The 23,186-nt window shown below is 73.7% G+C and carries 2 protein-coding genes (1 of these 2 only partly in view); one reads left to right on the top strand and one right to left on the bottom strand.

The window, feature by feature from the left end:
- Window positions 1–22,405: the 5' portion of a toxin glutamine deamidase domain-containing protein gene (locus CNX65_RS31685; RefSeq protein WP_096497017.1), read on the bottom strand. The gene continues 5,975 nt to the left of window position 1, outside the view; 22,405 of the gene's 28,380 nt are visible here — the first part of the coding sequence; its start codon is at window positions 22,403–22,405; the stop codon falls past the left edge of the window.
- Between CNX65_RS31685 and CNX65_RS31680 the strand changes: the two genes are divergently transcribed.
- Entirely contained in the window at window positions 22,332–23,186 is an 855-nt protein-coding gene (locus tag CNX65_RS31680) for a hypothetical protein (RefSeq protein ID WP_157767922.1), read from the top strand. The genes CNX65_RS31685 and CNX65_RS31680 overlap by 74 nt on opposite strands.

Below are 23,186 nucleotides of genomic sequence, written 5' to 3'. Positions count from 1 at the left end.
TGTAGCCGCCGCTGACGCTCAGGTCGGCCGGGGTGGTGTCGGAGATCGACACCAGCTTCGGCCTGCCCAGTTTCACGGTCATGCCGAGCGCGCCGGTCCGGTCGGTGATCCGCCGGTCGTAGCGCAGCGCGGGCTCCTGCACGCCCTGCTCGACGAGCTTCTGCAGGTTGGCCTTCAGGTTCTCCGGCGCGAACAGCCGGTCGAGCTGGGCCCGCGAGGCGGTGCCGGGCTGGGTGAGGGCGGTGTCGCCGTTCGCCGCCCGGTCGACGACCTTGATCGCCTCGTCGCGCAGGGCCTTGGCCCCGGTGAACGCCTCGACCCTGAGCAGCTCCGGCGCCTCGGCGCGCTCCTGCGCCGCGCGGCCGACCAGCTCGCCGATCGACGGCGGCTCGGCCATCGCCTTCGGCGCCGCGGGACCGGGGGTGAAGCCCTTCGGGTCGGACTTCATCACGACGCCGTCGGGCAGCCACGTGGTGACCTTGCCCGTGATCGGCGTGAGCACCTTCGGCGCGTCACCCGGCCGGGAGGCGGCGGGCGTCGCGGTCGGGGCGGCGGGCTGCGCGGTGGCCGGGGTCGCGGCCGTACCCGGCGTCGTGTTCGGCGTCGTCCCCGCGGTCGTGCCCGCGTTCGGCGCGGCGGTCGGCGCGGCGGTCGCGTTCGGCGCGGCCGGGGGCGGCGTCGCCGTCCCGGTGCGCGCGACCACCTTCGGCTCCGGCACCTGGAGGAACGGCGAGCCCGGCGTCACCCGTCGCACCCACGACCTCGGCCGGGTGAAGGTCGAGACCACGATCTCGAACTCCACGTCCGACTCGAACAGGTGCGCGTCGGGCGAGCCGCCCGCCGTGGACGAGCTGGTGACCGCCGGACCCGCGCTGTTCTTGTCCGTCTTGCTGTAGGTGCCCCTGATCCCGGCCTGCGGGGTCGGGGTGACCGTGGCCGTCGTGCTCTTCCACGGCGCGTTCACCCGGCCCTCCAGCCCCGCGCTGAAGCCCTTCGTCGTCGACGTCGAGCTGTCCAGCTTCGGGCTGGTGCTGTTGGCCGCCCGCACGTTCCGGTCGGCCGCCTCGCCGAGGTGCGCGGTGTTGGAGACCTTGGCCCGCACCTCGATGTTGACGTAGGTGTCGGTGGTCTTGCTCTGGTGCTTGAGCTGCACCTGCACGCCCGGCCCCACCAGGCTGTCCATGCTGCTGCGCAGCGCGGTCGGCGACAGCTGGGCGAGCTTGCGCTGGTTGTCCAGGCGCAGCGCGGTGTCCTCGTACCGGTGCGCCTTGCGGTCGCCCGGCCTGGTCGAGTCGGAGTTCCAGTCGGGCAGGAACTTCGCGAAGCCCGGCAGGTCCCGCAGGACCTGCTCGACCTGCGGCTGCACCTGGTTGGCTGCGGTGAACGAGCCGACCCGGCCGTCACCGGCCGCCAGCGCGTCCGCCAGGTACGGCGGCGCGTGCCTGGTGCCCGCCGTGTCCGGCTTGACCAGCTCGGGGGTGGCGCCCTCGGGCGTGGGCAGGCCCTGCGCGGCGGCCTCGGGCAGGCCCACCCGCACGTGCGCGGTCACCGGCACGACGACGTTCTCGCCGCTGGGCGTGCGGACCTCGACGTCCACCTCGACCTGGTACAGGCCGACCTCGCCCTTGACGGTCAGCCCGCCCCGGTTCATCGCGCTGACGCCCGCCGACGAGCCCTCGGCGGTGCGCGCCGAGTAGGTGCCGGTGACGCCGATCTGACCGGTGAGCGTGCCCGGCTGGCCGATGATCCCGCCGACGCCCGCCGTCGCGTCGAAGCCCGCCTTCGTGCTCGCCGACAGGCTGTTGCCGGTCGTCGTGGTCTCCTGCACCCGCAGCGAGGTCTTGTCGTTGGCGCCGACCAGCTCGGCGCTGCGCAGGCGCGCGGTCATCTGCACCGCGCCGCCCGTGCTGCCGTCCGGGCTGACCAGGTCGGGCGAGGTCACCCAGCCGTTCAGCATCGGGCCGAGGTGGGAGCGGATCGAGCCCGCGCTCAGGAAGTCCTGCAGCGCGGTCCGGCCCGGCGAGCCGATCTTGGTGATCGACGGGTGCAGCTTGGCCGCGACGTCGCCGAACGCCACCTTCGCGTCCACGCCCGTGATGGCCTCGGCCACCAGGTGGTCGAGCTTCGCGCCCACGTCGGGGTCGGTCAGCGCCACGCGCGGCGCGGTCTTGCCGGACGAGGCGAGCAGCCCGAGGTCCTCGGGCACCACCAGTTCGACGCTGCCCTCGACCGACGGCGGCGACGAGATGTTGCCCGACGCGTCGGTGAGCGTGACGGTGTACTCGACCTCGGCGCGCACGGCCTGCGCCTGCTCGCCGGAGCGCACCGCGCGCTGGTCGGCGGTGGACACCGAGAAGCCCTGGGTCACGGCGGGCGTCGCCAGCTGCGCCTTGCCCGCCACCGAGCCGTACGGCCCGGCGAGCACGCCCATCGTCACGCCGCCGCTGATGTCGTTCGCGGTGGTCAGCGCGTTGGTGGTGGACGCGGACTGGCCGGACTGGTTGGCGACGTCGACCTTGTGCTCGGTCTTCTTCGGCTTCCCCTCGTCCTCCGGCTTCACGGCGGTCGCGTCGGCGTCGGCGTCGGTCACCGGCAGCGCGGCCGGGGCCTCGGTCGGGCGCAGGTGCGCCCGCACGTTCGCCTCGTGCCACTTGCCGCCGATCTGGACCTGGAAGTTCCGACCGCCCTTGAGGAAGGTCTCGAACTCGGTCTCCAGCGTCCTGGTGACCGCCTCGACGTCCTGCGGCCGGGCGTTGCCCAGCGAGGCGGCCACGTCGGCCGCGCCGCGCACGTCACCGGCGACGATCGAGCCCAGCGCCTCGTTGGACTGCACGAACGCGGGCAGGTCGCGGCCGGTGAGCACCTGGCCGGTGCTCGCGGGCGGCATCGGCACCAGCGGGATCACCGGGGCCGCGGGCTTGCGCTTCCACGGGGCGTTCGGCGCGACCGGCTCCGGGTTGGAGCGCGAGCCGGGGCGGTCCGAGCGGTCCTGGCCCAGCGGGTCGACCGCGCTCCGCGCGTCGGCGGTGCTCGCCGCGTCCGGGGTCGGCGCGCCCGGCGCGCGCTCCGCGTCGGGGGTGCGCGCGCCGTCCGTGGGGACCGGGGTGCGCCAGGCCGCCCGGTCGCGGGCGAGCCTGCTGTCCGGCGCGTCGGACGGCCTGCGGCTGGGCAGCGGCGTGCCCTCGGGCGTGGTGGCCGCCAGGACCTCCAGCGTCCGCACCGGGTCGTTGCCCCACTCGCGCAGGTCGGCCGCCGCGCGGTCGCGCTCCACCGAGGTCATGGCCGCGTTGTCCCACGCCGCGCCGAGCCGGTCGCGGTGCTGGAAGCCCTCCGCGACGAAGTCCGCGTACGCCTGCTCGGCGTCGCGCACCGCCTCGGCGTGCGCCTCGCGGGCGGACAGGAAGTTCCGGAACGCGTCGAGCCGCGTCCTCGGGAAGTCCGGGCCCTGGTTGACCAGGCTCGGCCGCCGGGTGGCGTCCGCGTCGAGCACCGCCGCCACGGCGGACTCGGCGTCCTGGGCGAGGCTGTCCCGCCGCGCCGGGGTGATCTCCACGTCCGGCACGGCCCCGGTGGCCGCGCGGGCCAGCGGGTCGGCGTTGACCAGCACCGGCGGCTGCCCCGGCGCGAACCGGATCAGCGGCTCGACGCCCTGGTGCCGCGTCACGATGTCGCTGAAGATCTTCCGGCCGAACGCGTCGGTCGGCTCCCAGTACATGTGCGCGCCGTGCTGGACGCCCATGTCGTTGTGCGTCAACCGGTACACGTCGAGGTCGTACGCGTAGGCGGTCAGCTGCTCGCCGGTGTCCGGGCGGCGCACGTTGTACACGTCGTGGTCGCCGGTGATGTGCTTCGGGCCGTCCGCCGTCACCTGCTGCACGACCCCGTCCGGGGAGACGGTGAACTTCCCGTTCTCGGCGTGCTTGGCCATGACCGGGGAGAGCTGCCTGAACTCCTCCAGCCTGCTCTCGTACCGGTCGCGCACCACCTGGGCGTCGGTCGCGCTCAGCGCCGACACGTCCGGCTGCCGCGGCTCGAAGAAGCCGACCAGGCCGACGTGCTCGGCCTTCGCGCCCAGCGCCACGTCCACCGGGGTGATCGTCTTGGCCTTGATGTCGACCGGCTTGGGCACCGCGCCCTCGGCCAGCCAGCGCGCGGCGGTCGGGTTCGTCGGGCGCACGTCGTACACCAGGTCGAACCGGTCGGCCATGCGCTGGAACCGCTGCTGGTTGACCTCGGGCATCCCGTAGGTCTCGCGCAGCTCCTTGGCGGACAACGACTTCCCGCCGTCGTGGTAGTTCGGCGGGACCAGCCAGTTGCGCGGGTCGGCCGGGGTGGCCTCGGCAGGGAAGCGCGCGTCCAGGTCGGCGAACACCTCGCGGGTGAACGAGTCCGCCACGCGGGCGGGCGCGTCCAGCACCGGGGCGGTGTCCGCGAGCGGCGACGTCCAGACCGGCGCGCCCTGCAGCGCGGTCATCCGGCTCTCGATCAGCCACAGGTTCGACGGCAGGACCCTGGCGTCCGGCGAGTTCAGGCCGGTGTTCATCGGGCCGCTGACGCCCTCGGTCAGCGGGCCGGTGAAGCCCTCCGGCCTCGGGTCGTCGGGGGCCCGGAGCACGCGCGCCGCGTCCTGCCGGTGGTTGAAGATCGGGTTCTCGGCGTTCGGGTCCTCGTCCCGGCTGGTGTGGTACTGCTCGTGCAGCCCGTAGAAGTGGCCGATCTCGTGCGCCAGCTCGCCGGGCGGGGTGTCGACCGGCCAGCTGGTCTGGTTCGGCCGGGTGCCCGCCGGGGCGAGCGAGACCGTGCTGTGCGCCTCGGCCGGGTTGTCGGTGAACCGCACGGAGCCGTGGAACTGCTCGCCGCCGGGGAGCCGGTTGCCGCGGTTGAACACGCGGTCCAGGCCCTCGACCGCCCGCTGCTTCACCGCGTCGACCACGTCGGCCGGGTGGCCGGACGGGTCGAGGTAGATCACGGTCTCGAAGTCCCTGACCTGCTTGCCGTCGACGGTGAACGAGCGGGTGTCGTAGGCGACCCGCGCGCGCCACGGCCGGGCGTCCAGGCCCTGGTCGTCCCACCGGCTGCTGTCCATCAGGCCGGAGTCCTCGCCCCGGATCCGCGAGGTGATCGGCGCGGTCGCCTTGCCGCGCGCGATCTGCTCGGGCGTGGCCGGGTCCTTCGCGTCGAACCAGGGCGCGCTCGTGGCGGCGCTGTTGCGCCAGGAGGTGTCCTCCAGCACGGACTTGGCGAACGTCGGCCAGGCCGCGCCCTCGGCGTCCGGGAAGTCGATCTTCACCTGGGCCGCGCGGGGGTCCACCTCGCCGCGCGGGACCTGCGGCGGGGTCCAGCCGTCGGCGCGGCGCAGGTCGTAGTCGACCCGCACGTCCGCGCCGTCCCTGGACCCGCCCGGCAGCACCTGGGCGTCCACGCCGCCGTCGCGCAGCCTGCTCGCGACCTCGGCGGCGTGCGCGCCGTCCACGGCCACGACCGGCGGCAGCCAGCCGTTGGCCGCGCGCTTGCCCGCGCTCTCGGTCAGCTCGGCGGCCAGCGCGTCGACCTTCGCGAGCTGCGCGTCGTCCAGCCTGCCGCCGGGGGCGACGTCGAAGGACGCCTCGGGCGGGACACCGGTCCAGGCGCGCTCGCGACCGGACCGGTGGTCGGCGGAGCGGTCCGAGGCGGGCGGGGTCGCGCCCGGCTGGTCCGGCCGACCGGCGCGCGGCGGCGCGGCGGGCGGGATCGGGTCCGCCGGGGCCTTGCCCTTGTCGGTGGTGCTGGCGGCGATCTCGTCGGCCCTGCGCTCGGCGGCCTCGCGCGCCTCGCGCAGGTCGGCCTCGCGGACGGCGCCCTCGACCGCCGCCCGCTCCTCCGGGGAGATCGGGTCCTTGCCGTGCGGCTCCCGCGCGACGCCCTCCGGCTCGCGGGCCGGCGCCGGGGTCTCCACCACCGTGCCCGCGGGCGGCGCGGGCGGCGTCCCGCCGTCGGTCGTCGGCGGCGTGGCGCGCGCGTCGTTGTACGCGTCGACCTTCGCCTCGACGTCCCGCTTGGCCTGCCACCACTCCAGCTGCTTGACGTCCGACTTGGCGCGCTCGGTGGCGAGGGTGGCCTCGACCTTGGCGATCTGCGCCTTCAGCAGGTTGGTCCTCAGCGCGTTCGCCACGACCTGGGCCGCCCGCTCGTCGGCGACCTTCGCGGCGGTCTCGGCCGCGGAGTCCCGCGTGGTCGCGAGGCCCTCGGCGTTCTCCAGCTCGGTCCGCGCGGAGCCCAGGGCCTCCCGAGCCCTCCCCAGGGCCGCGACGTCGTCCCGGTGCTGCTGCCGGAGGCGGTCGGCCTCGGCCCGGCTGCCGTCGCGGACGCCCTCGGCCTCGGTCTGCCTGCCCTGGAGCGCCTCGACCTCGGCGCCCAGCTCGTCGACCCGGGTTTGCAGGCCCGGCCTGCGCAGCACCGCCTCGCTCAGCGCGATGACGGACGCCTCCGAGCTGTCCGGGTGCTGCGCCGCGGTCGCCTTCGCCGCGATGTCGGCCTCGGCGGCCCGCAGCGCCTCCTGCGCCGCGCGCAGCTCGCCCTGCTTGGCGGCCGTCGCCTCCGCCGCCTCGCGCGCGGCCCGCGCGTCGGCCTCGGCCTTCGCGTCGGCCGCCTCGATCAGGCCGGGGCCCTTCGCGACCTCGGTCTCCAGGCCGGTGACGGCCTCCTGGCGGGTGTTGACGATCCCCTGCTTGACGGGCACGTCGGCGTGCGCCTCGGCCTGCGCCCGGATCGCCCCGTCGCGCTCGGCGACCGCGCCCCGCACGTCCACCCCGTCGCGCGCGTTCGCCAGCTCGGCGATCTTCGGGGCCACTTCGTTGATCTTGTCCTGCGCGTCGTGCCTGGCCTTCTCGACGGCCAGCTCGGCCGTGCGCCACTCGCCCGCCGCCGCCTTGACCTTGCTCTGCGCGTCGGCCATCACCGGGTCGATCCCCGTGCCGAGGACCTGCGGCACGTCAACGCCCAGCATCCGCACCGACACCGAGTCCGGCACGGTCACGTCCACCACGGACGTCCTGCCGTCCACGGTGGCCACGACGCGGTACTCGACGTCGTAGTCGACCAGCGCGGTCAGGTTGCCGGGGTTCTTGACGTTGTTGGTGGTGCCGGACGCGTGCCCGCCGCCCTGCGAGGAGTCGCTCTCCGTCGCGTGCTTGACGTCGAGCCCGCCGAACTTGCCCAGCTCGGTGTTGTTCGCGACCGTGTCGTTGAACCGCGCGCCGCCGCCGACGCCGAGTCCGACGTCACCGCCGTTGGTCGTCTTCGCGTCGGCGTTCGTCGTCCACGTGGACGTCTTCGGGTTCTCCAGGTTCACGCTCTCGCTGAGCGAGTTCAGGCTCCGCTCGACCACCCGCGCGTAGACCTTGACGTCGGCGTGCTTGCCGCCGAACACCGAGGTCTCGTGCAGGGTCGGCACGGTCAGCGAGTCGCGGAACACGCCGGGCAGGCCCGGCTGGAGCACCTCGGAGCTGATCGCGTTGTGGACCACGTTCAGCGAGCCGGTGCCCTTGCCGGTCAGGCCCTTGCCCGCGCCCGCCTTGGTCAGCGCCTCCACGGCGGCGTCGCGCACCGCCTCGGCGCCCCGGAAGTTCTCGACCGACGCGCCCCGCGGGACCCAGCTGGTGTGGTCCGGCCCCCGCCAGTCGGCGATCGCGTCCGGCTGGGCGTCGGCCGCCGTGCGGACCTGCGGCGCCCCGGTGCCCGCGGCCGGGGTGGCCTTCGCGGGCGGCGCGGTGACGCGCTGGTTGTCCGCGTGCAGCCGCATGGAGATGTCCTGCGGCCCGCTCTTGACGCTGGCGACCGGGTCGGCGTTCGCGCCCTTCTCCACCACCAGCTCGAACTCGACCGGCACCACGTACCGGGCCGCGGGCCCGGTGGCCGCGCGGAGGTTGCCCTCCTGCTCGGTCTTCGCGTTGCTGACGCCGACCTCTTGGGTGTGGGCCACGTGCGCGGTGACGGCGATCGGGATCGCCCCGTTCACCGTGCCCGGCGCGTTCGGCCGCGCGGTGCCCGGCTGGTTGATGCCGGGGATGAGCGCGCTCAGCGACCAGCCGGTCTTGTTGGTCAGGGCGGTGGTCTGCTTCACCGCGCCCGTGACGGTGTGCTCGACGTCGACGCCGTCGTTCACCACCTCCACGAACTTCGGCTCACCGGCGGGCTTGGCCTTCAGCGTCACCTGGTAGGTGTCCTTGCCGAAGGTGCCCGGCTGGTGCAGCAGCAGCGGCACGCCGCCGTCGAGCGCCCCGTCGATCAGCGCCTGCACGCTGGTCGGCGAGGTGAAGTCGGTGAGCCGCTGGAAGTTGTTCGTCAGGTCCCGCATGACGGTGTCCGGGACCATCGTGCTGCTGCCGAACCGGGAGGTCTCCCGGTTCAGCTGCTCGATCAGCTGGTTCACCTCGGCCGACAGGTCGGGGCCGTTCTCCACGGTGCCCAGGCCCAGCGCGCTCGACCCGTCCGTCGTCATCGACTTCGGCGGGCGCATCTCCGGCATGGCCTCGGCCGGGACGTGCTCGGGCAGCTTGGGCAGGACGCCCATCTCGCGCGCCTCGGCCTCGGTGACGCGCACGAACACCGCGCCGGGAAGCTTCGTCGTCGCGCCCGCCGTGTTCGGCGTGCCGCCGTGGTACAGCGCGTTGCCCGCGCGGCTCTCGGCCACCACGGACACGTCCGCGTCCAGCTGCACCAGCACGGTGCGCTGCGTCCCCGGCGTGACCACGTTGCGGTCGACCGTGCCGGACACCTCGACCGCCGACGACCTCTTCTCGCTCCACGGGGTGTACTGGCCCATGAGGCCGACGCCCACCGCCGTGGTGCCGGGGGCGGGCTCGCCCTCGGGCACGGTCGGGGTCTTCCTGGTCACCACGTTGGCGCCCGCCGTGGCGTCCACGGACTTCGACTTGGACGACTCGGCCGAGGCCTTCGCCCCACCCGTCGACGCGTTCTCGGTGCCGTTGCCGTTGCCGTCGCCGAAGTGGTCGGAGATCGACACCAGCTTCGGGTTGCTCAGCCCCATCGTCATGCCGAGGGAGCCGGAGCGGGCGGTGAACCGCCTGCCGTACTTGAGGCCCTGCTCCTGGAGGCCCGACTCCAGCAGCTTCGGCAGGGCGGCCTCGATGTTCTCGGCGGAGAACATCGTGTCGATCTGCGCGCGCGCCGGGGTGCCGGGCAGGGTCAGCGCCGTGTCGTCCTTCGCGGCGCGGTTGACCACGTCGACGGCCATGTCCCGCACGTGCTCGGCGCCGGTGAACGCCTCCACGTGCAGGAGCTTCGGCGCGATCGGGTCGCCCTTCCCGGCCTTGGCCGGGGTGGGCTTGCGGTCCGCGCGCGACGCGCCGTGGTCGGCCAGCAGGTCCTTGACGGTGGGCTTGCCGCCCATGGGCGTGGGGTCGGTCGGCGTGCCGGGCTTGAAGGCCTTCGGGTCGCCGGTCATCGTCGAGCTGTCGGAGATCCACAGCTCGACGGGGTGCGTGGCGTTCGGGGTCTCGGGGAACTGCTTGGTCGCGACCCGCTTGACCTCGGGCACGCGCGTGCCGGGCAGGTCGGACTTGCTGTGCGGCGCGAACGTGCGGGGCCGCTCGATCGAGGTGATCTCCACGACCAGCCGCACCTCGCCCTGGAACAGCTGGGCGTTCTTGCTGCCCACGTTCAGCGAGGTGTTCGAGACCGTCGGGCCCGCGGCGTTCTTGTGCCCGGTGGCCCGGTTGTACTTCACGCCCGCCTGCGGCATCGGCGTGATCGTGAGGCCGCCGTCCTTCGTCGGGGCGCTGATCCGGCCCTCGACGCCCGCGCTCCACCCCTTCGAGGTGGAGCTGGAGCTGTCCAGCTTCGGCGCGACCGCCGCCGAGGCCCGCACGTTGCGGTTGTCGATCTGGCCCAGGTGCACCGGGTTGCCGACCGGCACGGCCCGCACGGTGATGTTGGTGTAGGTCCGCGTGGTCGCGGTCTCGCTCTTGAGCTGGGCGGTCACGCCCGCGCCGAGCAGGCCGTCCATGCTGGACTTGAGCGCGGTCGGCGACAGCTTCTCCAGCTCGCGCTGGTTCGCCAGCTGGAGCGAGGTCGCGTGCGAGCGGTCCCGCCAGCCGCTGAACGGGTTCCGCGACCTGGTGGGCGCGGTCGGCGGCGTGCTGCCCCACTCGGGCAGCAGGTCCTTGGTGGCGGGGTTGGCCTTGAGCATCGCCTCGACGTCGCCGAGCACCTTGCCCGCCGCCGGGAACGAGCCGACCTTCGCGTTGCCCGCCGCCAGCGCGGACGCCAGGTACGGCGGCGCGTGGCGGGTGCCCGCCGTGCCCTCCTTGATCCGGCCGGGGGTGCCGTCGGGCACCGGGAAGTTCGGCGTGCCGCCGTCCGGGTTCTGCGCCGTCGCCTCGGCGAGGCCGATGCGCTGGTAGGTGGTGACGGGGACGGTGACGGCGCCCTTGGGGCCGCGCACCTCCACGTCCGCCGTGATCTTGTAGACGCCGACGTCGCCCTTGAGCTGCACGCCGGTGCGGTTGGTGGTGCTCAGGCCCGCCGAGCCGCCCTCGGCGGTGCTCGCCGAGTAGCCGCCGACCACGCCGACCTGGCCCGCGAGGACGCCCGGCTGGCCGATCACGCCGCCGAGGCCCGCGCTCACGCCGAAGCCGGACGGGACCGACGCCGAGGTGCCGCTGGCGCGGCCGGTGACCTCGTGCAGCCGCATCTCGGCGGTGTCGAGCGTGCCGACCAGCTCGGCGCGGGTGATCGTGGCGCGCATCTGCACCGCGCCGGTCTTCTTGCCGTGCGCGCTGGCCAGGTCGGGGGAGGAGACCCAGCCGTTGAGCATCGGGCCGAGGTTGCGGCGGATGTTCGTGCCGCTGAGGAAGTCCTGGAGCCCGGCGCGGCCGGGGGCGCCGAGCGCGGTGACCGACGGGTGCAGCAGGAGCTGGGCGTCCGCGAACGCCTTGGCCGGGTCGTGCACCGAGACGGCCTCGGGCACCGGGTTGTCCAGGTTCGCGCCCACCGCGGGGTCGGTGATCGGGGCGCCCAGGGTGACCTGGCCGTCGGCGCGGAGCCTGGCGCCGGACTCGCCGATCTTGGTGAGGGTGTCGGGGATCTGGAGGTCGACGCTGCCGGTGACGGTCTGCGGTCCGGGCACGGCCGGGGTCGCGCCCGGCGTCGTGCTCGCGGGCGCGGCGGGGCCGTTCGGGAAGCGGCCGGAGACGTCGGTGGTGTTGACCGTGAAGGTCACCGGCACGGTCGCCGACGCCGAGCTCTCCGCCGAGCGGATGATGCGCTGGTCGACCGCGGTGGTGGAGGACTGCTGGCCCACCACCGGCGTGGCGATCTTGGCCTTGGCGCCCGCCGAGACGTACGGACCCGCGAGCTGGCTGTAGGCGCCGGACAGGCCGATCTCGTTGGCGGTGGTGATCGCCTGGCCCTGCGAGGTGGAGGTGCCGCTCTGCACGGCGGTGTCCACCTTGGTCGTGCCGGGCGCCGGGGTGGTGGTGATGCTCCCGGTGGCGGGCAGGTCGAGCTGCGCCTTGATGTTGATCTCGCGCCACTTGCCGTCGATCTTGACCTGGAAGTTCCGGCCGTCGCCGAGGAAGGTCTCGAACTCGGTGGTGAGGGCGTGCTGGATCCGCGCCGCGTCGGCGGCGGGCAGGTTCGGCACGGCGGCGGTGACCTGCGCGGCCCCGTGCACGTCGCGCACCGCGATGGTGCCGAGCGCCGAGCTGTCCCGGACGAACTCGGGCAGCAGGGCGGTGTCGAGGTCCCTGGTCGTGGGGGTGGTGTCGGTGGTGGCGCCGTCGGTCGGCGGCGGCGGGGTGGTGCCGTCGGTGGTCGTGTCCGCCGGCGGCACGTCGGTGCGCGCGTCGCCGTCGACGGTGCTGTCGACCGCGCCGTCCACGGCGCCGTCCACGCCCGTGGTCCCGGTCTCGGGCACAGCGGTGCCGCTGACCGGAGCTCCGGGCGGGTTCGTCGAGGTCGACGGCGCCGCGTCCGCGCCGGGCCGCCCACCGGTCGAGGGCAGGTCGGACATCGGGAGGCTGTCCGCGGCCGGCGTGCTCGAGAAGAGCCCGCGCACCTGCTTGAAGATCCGCCGCCCCGACGGCGCGTTGGGCGCGACCGGCTCCGGGTTGGACCGCGACCGGGGCGCGCTGCTCTCCGGCTCCGGCTCTGGCCGGGTCCGCTGCGCCTCGGGCTCCGGCTCGGGCCGGGTGCGCGGGGCGTTCCGCGCGTCCTGCGCCGCGTGCGCGGCCTGCTGCTGGGCCTTGGCCTGGTCCGAGTGCGGGGAGTAGGAGGACTTCTGGGTCTTCGGGTCGGTCCGCACGTCCAGGTCGAGCGGGGGCAGCCCGACCGGGGGCGTTCCGCTCGGGGTGAACGGCGTGTGCGTGACCGGGGCGACGCCGCCCTGCTGGTGCACGACGACGTTCCGGTTCAGGTTCGTCGCGAGCATCTTCAGCGCGAACTCGTCGGCCTTCGCTCGCAGGTCGGCGGCTTTCGGGCGCGGGTCGGGGACCTGCGCCTTGGCCTGCGGGTTGGGGGGCTGCTGCGGGGCGATCGTCAGCCCTGCCATGCCGCTGTCCAGCGCCTGCGTGGGCGTCGGCGAGTCGACGTCCATCGCGTTCGGGTCGGCGGCGTTCTGCGGCGCGGGGGGCCTGAAGCTGCCCGTGGCGTCGATGGACGCGATGGGCCGCCAGCCGCGCCTGCCGTCCTCCACCAGGACGGTGCCGCCGATGAGCTTGTTGTTCTCGTCGAAGACGGGGCGCTCGACGAGGGCCTGCTTGTCCCCGCCGATGGGGATGAGGAAGTCCTCGTCGCGGTTCGGGGGCACCTGGTAGGTCAGCGGACCGCCGTCCGCCCGCGTGCCGAACTTCTCCGGGAGGGCCGCCAGCCGCGCCTCCGGGCTGAGGTCGACGAACACGTTGTTGCTGGGCTGGATGAGCGCGTTCACCAGTGTGGCGTTCTGGTTCACGCTCAGGTTGCCGTCGTGCAGGAAGTTGGAGAACTCGGTGGCCAGCGCGCTGTCCTGCGGCTTGAGCCCGGTCTGCAGGACGTCGGTCCTCAGATCGCTGGGGGACGAGTCCGGCCGCGCCTGCGGGTCGGTGGCCGCCAGCTCCCAGTGCGCCGCCTCGTACAGGCTGTCGCGCGCCGGGGCGTTGGTGTTGCCCGCGATGTCCGGCCTGCCGGTGTGGGGCGCGTTGCTGATCTCCTGGGCCAAGCCGAAGAACCGCTTCGCCGAGTTCTCCGGCGAGGACATCGCGGTGTGCGCGCCCGTCACGACCTTCTCGGTGGAGATGGTCTTGTCCTGCTGGACGTTGCTCTGGACACCCGCCCAGAGCCCGGGGTGGCCGGGGACCGGCGCGGAGATGGCCTGGTTCAGCGGGTTCCGCTGCCCGCCGCCGAGCTTGGCCTCCAGGCCGTCCTTCTTGTTCGGCTCCCAGCCGACGGGGGAGGTGCTCTCCTTCGGCGTCGGGGCGTCCAGCGGCCCCGTTCCCGGCTTGATGCCCAGCATGTCGCGCGCGCCGGGCGCGAGGTCGGGGTACTTGTTCCGGTAGGCGGCCAGGGAGGAGTCCTTCTTGGCGGCCCGGTCCCCCATGTCCTTGCCCTTGACCTTGCGGCCGTCGCTGCCGAAGTGCTGGTTCGCGACGCCGTCCAGGGGCATGTGGCTCTGCGGCAGGGTCGCGCCCTCGCTCAGCGCCCACTCCCGCGCGAGGCGGGACAGGTCGGTGCCCGTCGCGCCGTTGACGAAGTCGGTCTGGAACGGGACACCGCGATCCGGGTGCCGAGAGGTCTTGGCGTTCACCTCCAGCAGGTCCATCCGGTCCTGCAGCGCGTCGATCTCGTCCTGCAGCGCCCTCGCCTGGCGCGAGTCAGGTGGCGCCGCGGCCAGCCGGGCCTCGGCCTCCGCCTTCTGGTTCGCAAGGTCCCGGTTGCCGTTGGCCAGGTCCTTCGCGAAGTGGTTGTTCAGGCCCTTGCTGAGCCCGGCGAACTCGGCGCCGCCGTTGCCGAACCTGACCGAGGGGTCGCTCAGCGGGACCGAGGCGTCGACGAACAGGTTCGGCTCGGGGCTGTAGGGCAGCAGCGGGGCCGCCCCCTGCTGCCGGACGCGGGTCTCCATGTCCAGGTTGATCTGCGTCTCGAAGGCCTTGGCGAACTCCGGCGTCTTGACGTGCGCCTGGAGCTCCTTCAACGCGGCGACGGCATCGACCTCCCCGCGCGCCTCCGCCTGGGCGACGTCCGCGTCGAGCCGCGCCGCCGTGGCCTCGCCCAACTGCTTGTAGTCGTCCACCCGGTAGCCGCCACTGACCATCATCGGCCGCGTCGGGTCGACGCCCGGTGCGATCTTCATGCCGTCGATGACGTGGTCGAACACGTGCTTGCCGTGCGGCGTGGTGCGGTAGCCGGCGTCGAAGTCCTGGATCGACAGGTAGGTGTGGTTGTCCTTGGAGTTCAGCGCGCCGACGGCGAACTTGTTGGCGTCGCTGAACATCGTGTCGTTGCGCACGGTGCCGAAGGGGAAGCTCGTCCCCGACCACGGCACCTCGACGATGGCGACCGGCGGCTTGTTCCCGGCGAACCTCGGGTCCGCGTCGAGGTTCTGCAGCGCGGTCTCGATCTCCTGGCGCATCTCCGGCGTGAACTCGCCGTCGACCTTGGCGTTGACGCCGATGACGAAGGCGATCTGCGGCTCGTTCGCGAGGGGCTTGCCCTCGGGGTGGCTGGTGATCGCGTGCACGACGTCGGCGAGCGACTTGCCCTCGGCGTTCAGCTCGTTCACGTTGACGATCGAGTTGACCACGAACGCGACCGGCTTGCGCACGCTGTCCTTGACCAGTGCGCGGTACTCGGGGGTGTGGCTCGCGGGGGTCGTGCCGACCTGCGTGGTGTCGCTGTCGACCAGGTTGGCGAACGCCTGGTTGAACTTGGTGTTCGGACCGAGGTCCCGCAACGACAGCGTCGAGGGCCCGGTGTCCACGTGCTGACGCTTGGACGTGCCGTCGTCGACCGCGAGGTCGCCGTCCTCGTCGGCCTTGCGCTTCGGCGGCATCTCCCGCGTCGGCCCGTCGTGGTTCGGGTCGACGGCGCGGCCGTCCGTGGCCCTCCCGTCCGGGGTGAACTGGGTGTTCGGGCTCGGCGGGGTCGGGCTGCCGTCCAGCGGGGCCGGGTTCGGCATCGAGGTCTGGCTGAGCGCGGTGCTCTCGACCGTCCACAGGTGGCGCGGCAGCAGGCGGGCGTCCGGGCCCTTCAGGCCGCCGCCCATCATGCCCTTGTCGCCCACGTGGACGCCGGAGTTGCTCTCCTTCTCCAGCAGCACGCGCGCGCCGCTGCCGGTGTCCTTGCCCTCGTCGGGGACGCCCAGGTAGTGCAGGACCTCGTGGGCCAGCACGTTCGGGTCCGCGTTCGGGGACCAGGTGGTCTGGGTGCTCCGCGAGACCGGCTTGCCGTCGGGGCCGACCGGGTCCGCGTTGACCTTGACGTTCTGGTGCGGGCTGGTCGAGTCGAAGTCGACCCGCACGTGGAACTGGTCGCCGCTGGGCAGGCGGTTGCCCTGGTTCAGCAGCGCGTTGACGCCCTTCTCGGCGTTCGCCCGCAGGTCGGCGATCTGCTGCGCGGAGACGCCGGGGCCGGGCTGCAGGTTCAGCTTGACCGTGTACTCCTGGACGAACTTGCCAGGGGCCACCTCGAAGCGGCGCAGGTCGTACTTGATCAAGCCGTCGATCTTGTCGACCCGCGACGGGGTGCTGGTGTTCTGCACGTCCGCGACCGTCTGGTCGACGGTGCGCACGTGGGCGTTGTCGCGGTTGGCGTTCCACGTCGACGGGTCGGCCGGGCCCGCCTTGTCGAACCAGGGGGCGGAGTCCTTGGAGTAGTGCTTCCAGTTCAGGTCCGAGAGCACGTCGGTCTTGCCCGACAGGTCGGGGCCCTGCGCCTCGGGCTTGATCCAGTTGTTCAGGTTCAGCGGCGCGGCGGGGGTGGGGGTCGGCGGCAGCGGGGGCGGCGTCGGGATCGACGGGTCCTGCGGCGACCGGGTCTGGGCAGGGGTGTCCCGCGCGGCCGGGGTCTGGGCGCTCGGGTTCTGCGCGTTCGGGGTCTGGACCGACGGGGTCTGGACCGACGGGTTCGGCGTGGCCGGGTTCGGCGTGAACGGGTTCGCGCCGAACAGGCCGCCCCGCGCGGGCGGGACGTCGCGCGACGGCGTGCCCGCGTCCACCGACCGGGTGCCCGGCGCGGGCGCCGGGGTCTCCGGGCGGGTGAAGTACTGCGCCTCCGGGCGCGCCGCCGGCGGCGGGACGTCCCGCGTGCCGTCGGGCCGCGCCGCCTCCGGCGACGGCTCGGGGCGGGTGCTCCGCGGCGGCTCGGCGTGGAAGGTGTTCCGGCCGTTCGGGTCCACGTCGTGGTAGATCCGCAGCGGCTCGGCGTCGCGGCCCGACACCGGGTCGATCCGGGTGACGGTCGGGTTCGGCTGGTTCACCGACACGATCTCGATCGGCCGCTCCAGCTGCGAGGCCAGCATGTTCGCCGCGAGCTCGTTCGCCTTCTGCGCCTGCGCGTTCTCCACCGGCGAGTCGGGCCGGTTCGTCCACGGGGCGGGCTGCACCAGGCTGTTGACCAGGTGGCCGGGCGGGACGGGGTTGTCGATGCTGAACTCGCCGACCATCTTCGCGACGTCCGGGTCGTTCTGGACGCGCGTGATCGTGTCGTGCCGCAGGTCGACCGACGTGTCCGGGCCGACGCCGTCGCGCCTCGCCGCGTCGACCGCGTGGAACAGCGTCCCCGGCGCGGGCGGCGGGGCGGTCGGCAGCACGTACGCGCCGATCGTCTGGATGTTGTTGCGCACGTTGATCGGCGTCGGCGCGGACACCAGGTTGACGGCCGTCACGTACTTCAGCGCCGGGTCGACGCCGACGGTCACGCCGCCGAAGTCGCCCTTGTTGCTCGGCGTCGTCGAGATCGAGTACGCGAGCTTGTTCACGTCCTGCGTGCCCAGGCTGTCCACGTCCTGGTCGGGCCGCCACGAGCCGTCGGGGCGGGGGCCCTGCGGGTTCGCCGCCGGGTTGCGCCCCCCGACGTCCATCGAGGTGAACTGCTCCTGGAACTCCTTGAAGTGGATGCCCTTGCGCGCGGCCTGCTGGTTGTAGAACCGCTTCACCGCGTCGTTCGCGGGCACGTGGCTCTGCGGCAGCGAGCCGTCCATCGCGAACTTCTGCACGAACCGGCCGAGGTCGGTCTCGATCGCGCCCGCGGCGAAGTCGGTCTGGAAGGCCGTGCCGCGCTGCGGGTGCTGGTTGTTCTGCGCGTTCGCGGAGGCGTTGCCCTCCAGCGAGTCGTACAGGTCGTCGACCTTCATGTCGGGGTCGTACGACGGCGGCGCGAAGTCCTTCTTCCCGGCCTGGTACTCGGCCGAGTAGTGCGTGTTCAGCTCGTTCGCGTACAGCTTGTGCATCGACGTGGCGAGGTTGCCGTACTCGGCGCCGACCGGGCCGAACTTGGAGTCCTTGATCGCCGTGGTGGCCACGCCGTCCACGAACAGGTTGGGCTCCGGGATGTACGGCAGCAGCGGGTGCGACTTCGCCAGGTTGTCGCGGGTCTGCATGTCGTTCGCGATCGCCCGCTCGAAGGCGGTCTTGAACTCCGGCGTGTCGATCTTGTCGCGCTTCGCCTCGAGGTTCGCGATCTTCTTCTGGGTCTTCTTGTCGGGGCGGCCCTTGGCGTCGTCCTTGAGCTGCTGGATCTCCTGGTCGATCAGCGCCTTGCCGCTCTCGCGGACCTTGCCGAAGTCGGAGATCGGCCGGTAGCCGCCGCCGAGGAGCAGCGGCCGGTTCGGCTGCGGCCTGCCGTCCACGGTGACGTCCGGGTTGGCCATCAGGTCCGTGATGTGCTGGAAGATGTGCTTGCCGGACGGCACGTTCCGGCTGGCCACGTCGAAGTCCTGGATCGCCAGGTACGGGTGGGTGCCCTTGCCGACCATCGCCGACACCGCGAACTTGTTGATGTCGCTCTTGATGGTGTCGTTGCGCATCTGCCCGTACGGGAAGGCCCCGTCGAACGTGCCGACGTTGACCAGCGCGATCGGGTCGTTCGTGCGCTGGTTGATCGTGTCCTGGGCGTTCCTCATGGCGGACTTGATCTGCGCGTCCGACCCGTCGCGGCCGTTGACGCCGAACACGAAGGCGACCCTGCCGTCCAGCTCGGCGGGCATGTCCGCCTTGATGCTGTCGATGACGGAGTCCAGCTCGCCCAGCTTGGAGTGCGGGACGACGATGTTGACCACGAACGACGGCGGGTGGTTGTTCGCGACGCTGTGCTCGAGGTGCCCCAGGTAGTTCTTCGCGTCCGGCACCTTGACGGGGCCGTCGGCGAGGGCCTTGAACGCCGGGTTGTACGTGCCCATCCGCGGGTTGAGCGTGATGGTCTTGGCGTTCGGCAGGTCGTAGGGCGGTCCGGGGGTGTGGTCGACGTCGGCGTGCCCGTCGACCATCTCCACGTCGGCGACCCTGGAGTCGGACGGCTGGGCGTCGGTCATGCTCACGTCCGACAGGCCCGTGTCCGAGCGCGGCGGGCCGACCAGGTCGCGGAACGACTGCGGGTTCCCGCTGGTCCTGGCGCCGCCGAGGGCCCTCGGGTTGTCCTTGAGGGACTGCTCGCGCAGGTTCGACTCGACGTCGAGCAGCCTGGCTGGGTCGTTGCCCCAGGCGCGCACGTCGTTCGCGGCCCTGCGCACGTCGCCCGCCGCCGCGTCGTGCTTGGCCTGCGCGGCGGGCAGGTCCCGCTGCGCGGTGGCGGGGCCCGCGGTGTCGACCCTGGCCTTGGCGACGTCGAGGTCGGCCTTGGCCTGCTTGTAGTCGAACTCGGCCTTCTTGAAGTCGCCCCACGCCTGGGAGCGGGTCTGCGGGAAGTCCTCGCGCTGCTTGCCGAGGTTCGGGCCGGGGTGGCCGTTCGCGTCGGCCTCCAGCGCCTGGTCGAACTTCGCCCGCAGGTCCGGGGACAGGGTGAGCGGCGCGTCCGGGCGGCCACCACCGGGCTGGGTCTCGGGCGCGCGGGTGGCGGGGGCCTGGGTGTTCGGGGTGGTGGTGTCGGGGGACTGCTGGTTGGGCGACTGCGGGTTCGGCGACTGCGGGGACGGGACCTGGCCGTCGACGCCCCGGTCGTTCGAGACCTGGGTCTCGGGCGCGCGGGTGCTCGGGGCCTGGGGGTCCTGCGCCTGGACGTTCGGGGCCGGGGTGCTCGGGCTCTGGACGCCTGGGGTGTCCGCGCCGCGGTCGTTGACGCCGGGCACGTCGGTGTCCGGCCTGGCCGTGCTCGGGGCCTGGGTGTCGACGTCGGACCGACCGCCCGGAACCTGCGCGTCCGGGGACGCCGGGGTGGGCGTCGCGGCGGTCGGCGCGGGCGCCGGCGTGCTCGGCCTGCTGCCGCCCGGCGCCTGGGTGTCGGGCGCCTGGGTGTCGGGCGTCGGGGTGCTGCTGTCCCTGGGGGAGCCGGTGTCGCGCGGCGCGGTCGAGTCCGGCCGCGCGGTCGGGTCGGCGGGCGGGGGCGCGCCCCGGTCGCCGCGACCGCCGCCGGGCGGCGCGCCGAGGTCGTCGCCGCCCCGGTTGCGGCTCGGGCCGGAGTCCGCGTCCCGGTCTCCCGGCGGGGGAGGCGGGGCGCCGGTGTCGCGCGCGGGCGGCGCGTCGACGGCGGGCGGCGCGGGGGTGAGGCCGTCGCGCGCGGCGTTCAGCTCGGCGAAGGCGGACTCGATGTCGCGGTTGAGCTGCGCCTGGGTGTCCGGGCTGACCGGGCCGTTCAGCTGCGCCCGGTGGTTGGCCTCGATCGCGGTGTCGACCTGGCCGACCGCGTTGTCGTACCGCTGCTGCGGCGACGCGGGCGCCGACGTGGTCGGGGGCGCGATGGTGCGCGCGTCGTTGAGGTTCGCGAACGCGGACTCGATGTCGTTGTTCAGCTGCGCCTGCCGGTCCGGGCTGACCGGCCCGTCCAGGTGCGCGTCCAGGTTCGCCTCGATGGCCGCGTCGAGCTGGGCGATCGCGTCCAGCTCCGCCTGCGAGGGCGGTGCGGGCGGGAGGCCTCGGGCGTCGCCGAGGTCGGCGAAGGCGTTCTCGATGTCGCGGTTGAGCTGGGCCTGGACTTCCGGGCTGACGGGTCCGTCGATCTGGGCCTGGAGGTTGGCCTCGATCGCGGCGTCGACCTTGGCCTGCGCGTCCACCTCGGCCTGCGAGGGCGGTGCGGGCGGGAGGCCTCGGGCGTCGCCGAGGTCGGCGAAGGCGTTCTCGATGTCGCGGTTGAGCTGGGCCTGGACCTCGGGGCTGACGGGTCCGTCGATCTGGGCCTGGAGGTTGGCCTCGATCGCGGCGTCGACCTTGGCCTGCGCGTCCAGCTCCGCCTGCGAGGGCTGGGCCTGCGGGGGCGGGAAGACGTTCGCCGTCAGGTCCTTGTCCTGACCGCCCGCGAGCGCGGTGGCGATCTGGTCCAGGTCGAAACCGCCCTGGAACAGCTGCGGCATCTCCGGCAGGATCACCGGCTTGAAGCCCTGCTCCAGCAGCAGCCTGGGCAGCAGCAGGTGCACGTTCAGCCTGCGGTTGCCGTCCTGGAACGGGTGGATGATGTGCGAGGTCCGCACCACGCGGGCGATCTCGCGCAGCTTCTCGTGGTCGGTCTTCGCGTTCGCGGTGTTCTCGTAGTAGCGGGTCAGCACCGCGTCGATCAGGCCGGGCGCCTCGTCGAACCGGTAGTTCGTGCTGATCGCGGGGTTGTCGTAGCTGTGCCGGTTGAGGATCGTCAGCGGGTCCTGCACCGGGCCCGACGACGGGTTGGCGAAGTGCGCCTGCATGTCGATCATCAGCGGGCGGCCGTTGATCGAGTCGCTGAGCACGTCGGCGGCCACGGTGTCGTTGCGCAGCGGGAACTCGGTCGGGATCGCGTTGCCCTGCGGGCCGAGCTGGCCGGACCAGTCGAACTGCTGCTTCAGGTTCGCGGTCGCGAGCTCGTGCATCCGCTTGTAGTCGGCGGAGGTCAGGCGCTGCGCGGACATGTCCGGCGGGTTGAGGATCTGCTCGTACGCCGTCTCCATGCTCTGCTTGAAGCCGGGGGACGACTGCGTGTCGTACAGGTTGCCGGGGTCGTGCGGCTGCTGGGCCTGCGCGTCGTTGTGGTCGCGCGGGTCCAGGAAGAGCCGCCACCACTGGTCGCGCGGCAGCACGGACTCGAGGTTCTGCGGCTGGCGCGCGGGCGGCACGTCCACGTCGGGCGCGGCGTCGGCGTCGGTGTCCGCGTCGGACTTGGCGTCCGGGCTCGCCGGGTCCTGGACCGAGGGGTCCTGGACGGCGGGGTCCGGGGTCGCCGTGGTGGGCGCGGGCGAGTCGGGGCGCGCGGTGTCCGGTCGCGCGGAGTCGGGGCGCGCGCTGTCGGGGACCGGGGTGTCCGGGCCGAACGCCTGCTCGTGCCACTGCTGGAACCGGGCGTCCGAGGGCGACTCGGCCCGCAGGACCGCGTCGACGTCCGCGGCGGCCTGCTGGATGTCGCTGTGGATGCTGGCGATCTCCGCGTCGATGCCCGCGATCGTGCTGGGCGGCGCGTTGGAGGTGATCGCCTCGTACCGGGCCTGGGTGGCCTGGTCCAGGTCGCTGCGGGCGCCGTCGTAGTTCTCCTGCGCGCGGGCCAGGTCCGGGGAGGGGGTGCGCGGCGAGGGCGGGGCCGGGTCGAAGTCCGGCAGCGCCGGGCCCTGGTCCACCCGGGTGCTCGGGGCGGGCGTGACCGAGGCGTCCGGCGGCGCCGGGGTGGTCGTGGTGTCCGGCGACGGCGGCGCGGGGGGCGCGGTGGTCGTGGTGTCCGCTGACGGCGGCGCGGGAGGGGCCGTGGCGGTCGCCGGGGTGACGGTCGGCGGCACCGGGGTGGTGGGGGCCAACAGGTCCCGGATGAGCTGGGGCGTCTGGGGGTCGCGGGCGCCGCCGAGCAGGCGCGGGTTGTCCTTGAGGGACTGCTCGCGCAGGTCGGCCTGGGTGTCGAGCAGCGTGGCGGGGTCGTTGCCCCAGGCGCGCACGTCCTGGACGGACGCGTCGAAGTCCGACTTGGCCGCGTCGAACCTGGCCTGCGCGTCGGCGAGGTCCTTCGGCGCGCTGCTGGGCCCGGCGACGTCGTGCCGCTGCTGGGCCGCGTCCAGCTCGGCCTTGGCCTGGACGACGTTGTGCTCGGCCTGCTTGAAGTTGTTCCAGGCGTCGGCGCGGGTCTGCGGGAAGTCGGGGCGCTGCGCGGTCAGGTCGGGACCGGGGTGGCCCTTCGCGTTGGCCTCGATGGCGGCGTCGAGCTGGGCCTTGAGGTCCGGGTCGACGACGAGGGCGTCCGGGTCGACCTGCGAACCGCGGGTGTCGGGGTTCTGGCTCGCGGGCGCGGGCCGGGAGGCGCCGGGGGACGGCGTGCCGACGGGCAGCGGCGCCACGATCGGCTGGGCGTTCGGGTCACCGGGACGCGCGGCCCCGTCGGCGGCCTTGCCGGACGGCGACTGCGCGGCGGGGGGCTGCGCGGCGGGGGTGGCCGGGGGGAGGACCGTGGTGGACGCCCCCGGCGTCTGCGCGGCGGGCGGGGTGCTGGCGATCGGGCCGCTGGTGGGCGGGGTGACCGCCGGGCCGCTGGCCGGCGGGGTGACCGCGGGGCCGCCGGTGTTCGGGTTGGCGGCCGGGCCATTCGTGCTCGGGTTGGCGGCCGGGTTGCTGGTGCTCGGGTTGGCCGCCGGACCGCTTGTCGGAGGGGTGACCGAGGGCCCGCTGGCGGGCGGGGTGCTCGCCGGGGTGCTCGCCGCAGGCGGGGGGGCCGCCGGGGTGGCGGTCGGCGCGTGCGCGGTGTCCGCGCCCGCCTTGGGCGCGGTGCTGCCCGGCGCCGGGGTGCTCGGGGTGGTGCTGCCCGGCGTGGTGTTGCTCGGGGCCGGGGTGGTCGGCGGGGTGCTGGCCGGAGCGGGGGTGGTCGGGGTGGTGCTGCTCGGTGCGGGGGTGCTCGGCGTCGTGGCCGGGGGTGTGGTGCTGGTCGGCGGGGTGACCGAGGGGCCGCTGGTGGGCGTGGTGCTCGCCTGCGGCGTGCCGGGGGTGGGCGGAGCGGCCTGCGGGGTGCTCGCCGAGGGCGGTGCAGGCGTCGCGGCCGGGGCCGGGGTGGTCTGCGCGGGCGGCGTCGCCGGAGACGGCGGGCTGGTGGTCTGCGCAGCGGGGGCTGGCGTGCTCGGGGTTTGA

It is taken from the genome of Actinosynnema pretiosum (genome assembly GCF_002354875.1).
GTDB lineage: Bacteria > Actinomycetota > Actinomycetes > Mycobacteriales > Pseudonocardiaceae > Actinosynnema > Actinosynnema auranticum.
The sequence above is the reverse complement of the archived record's forward strand: the minus strand, read 5'-3'. Positions and strand labels throughout refer to the sequence as shown.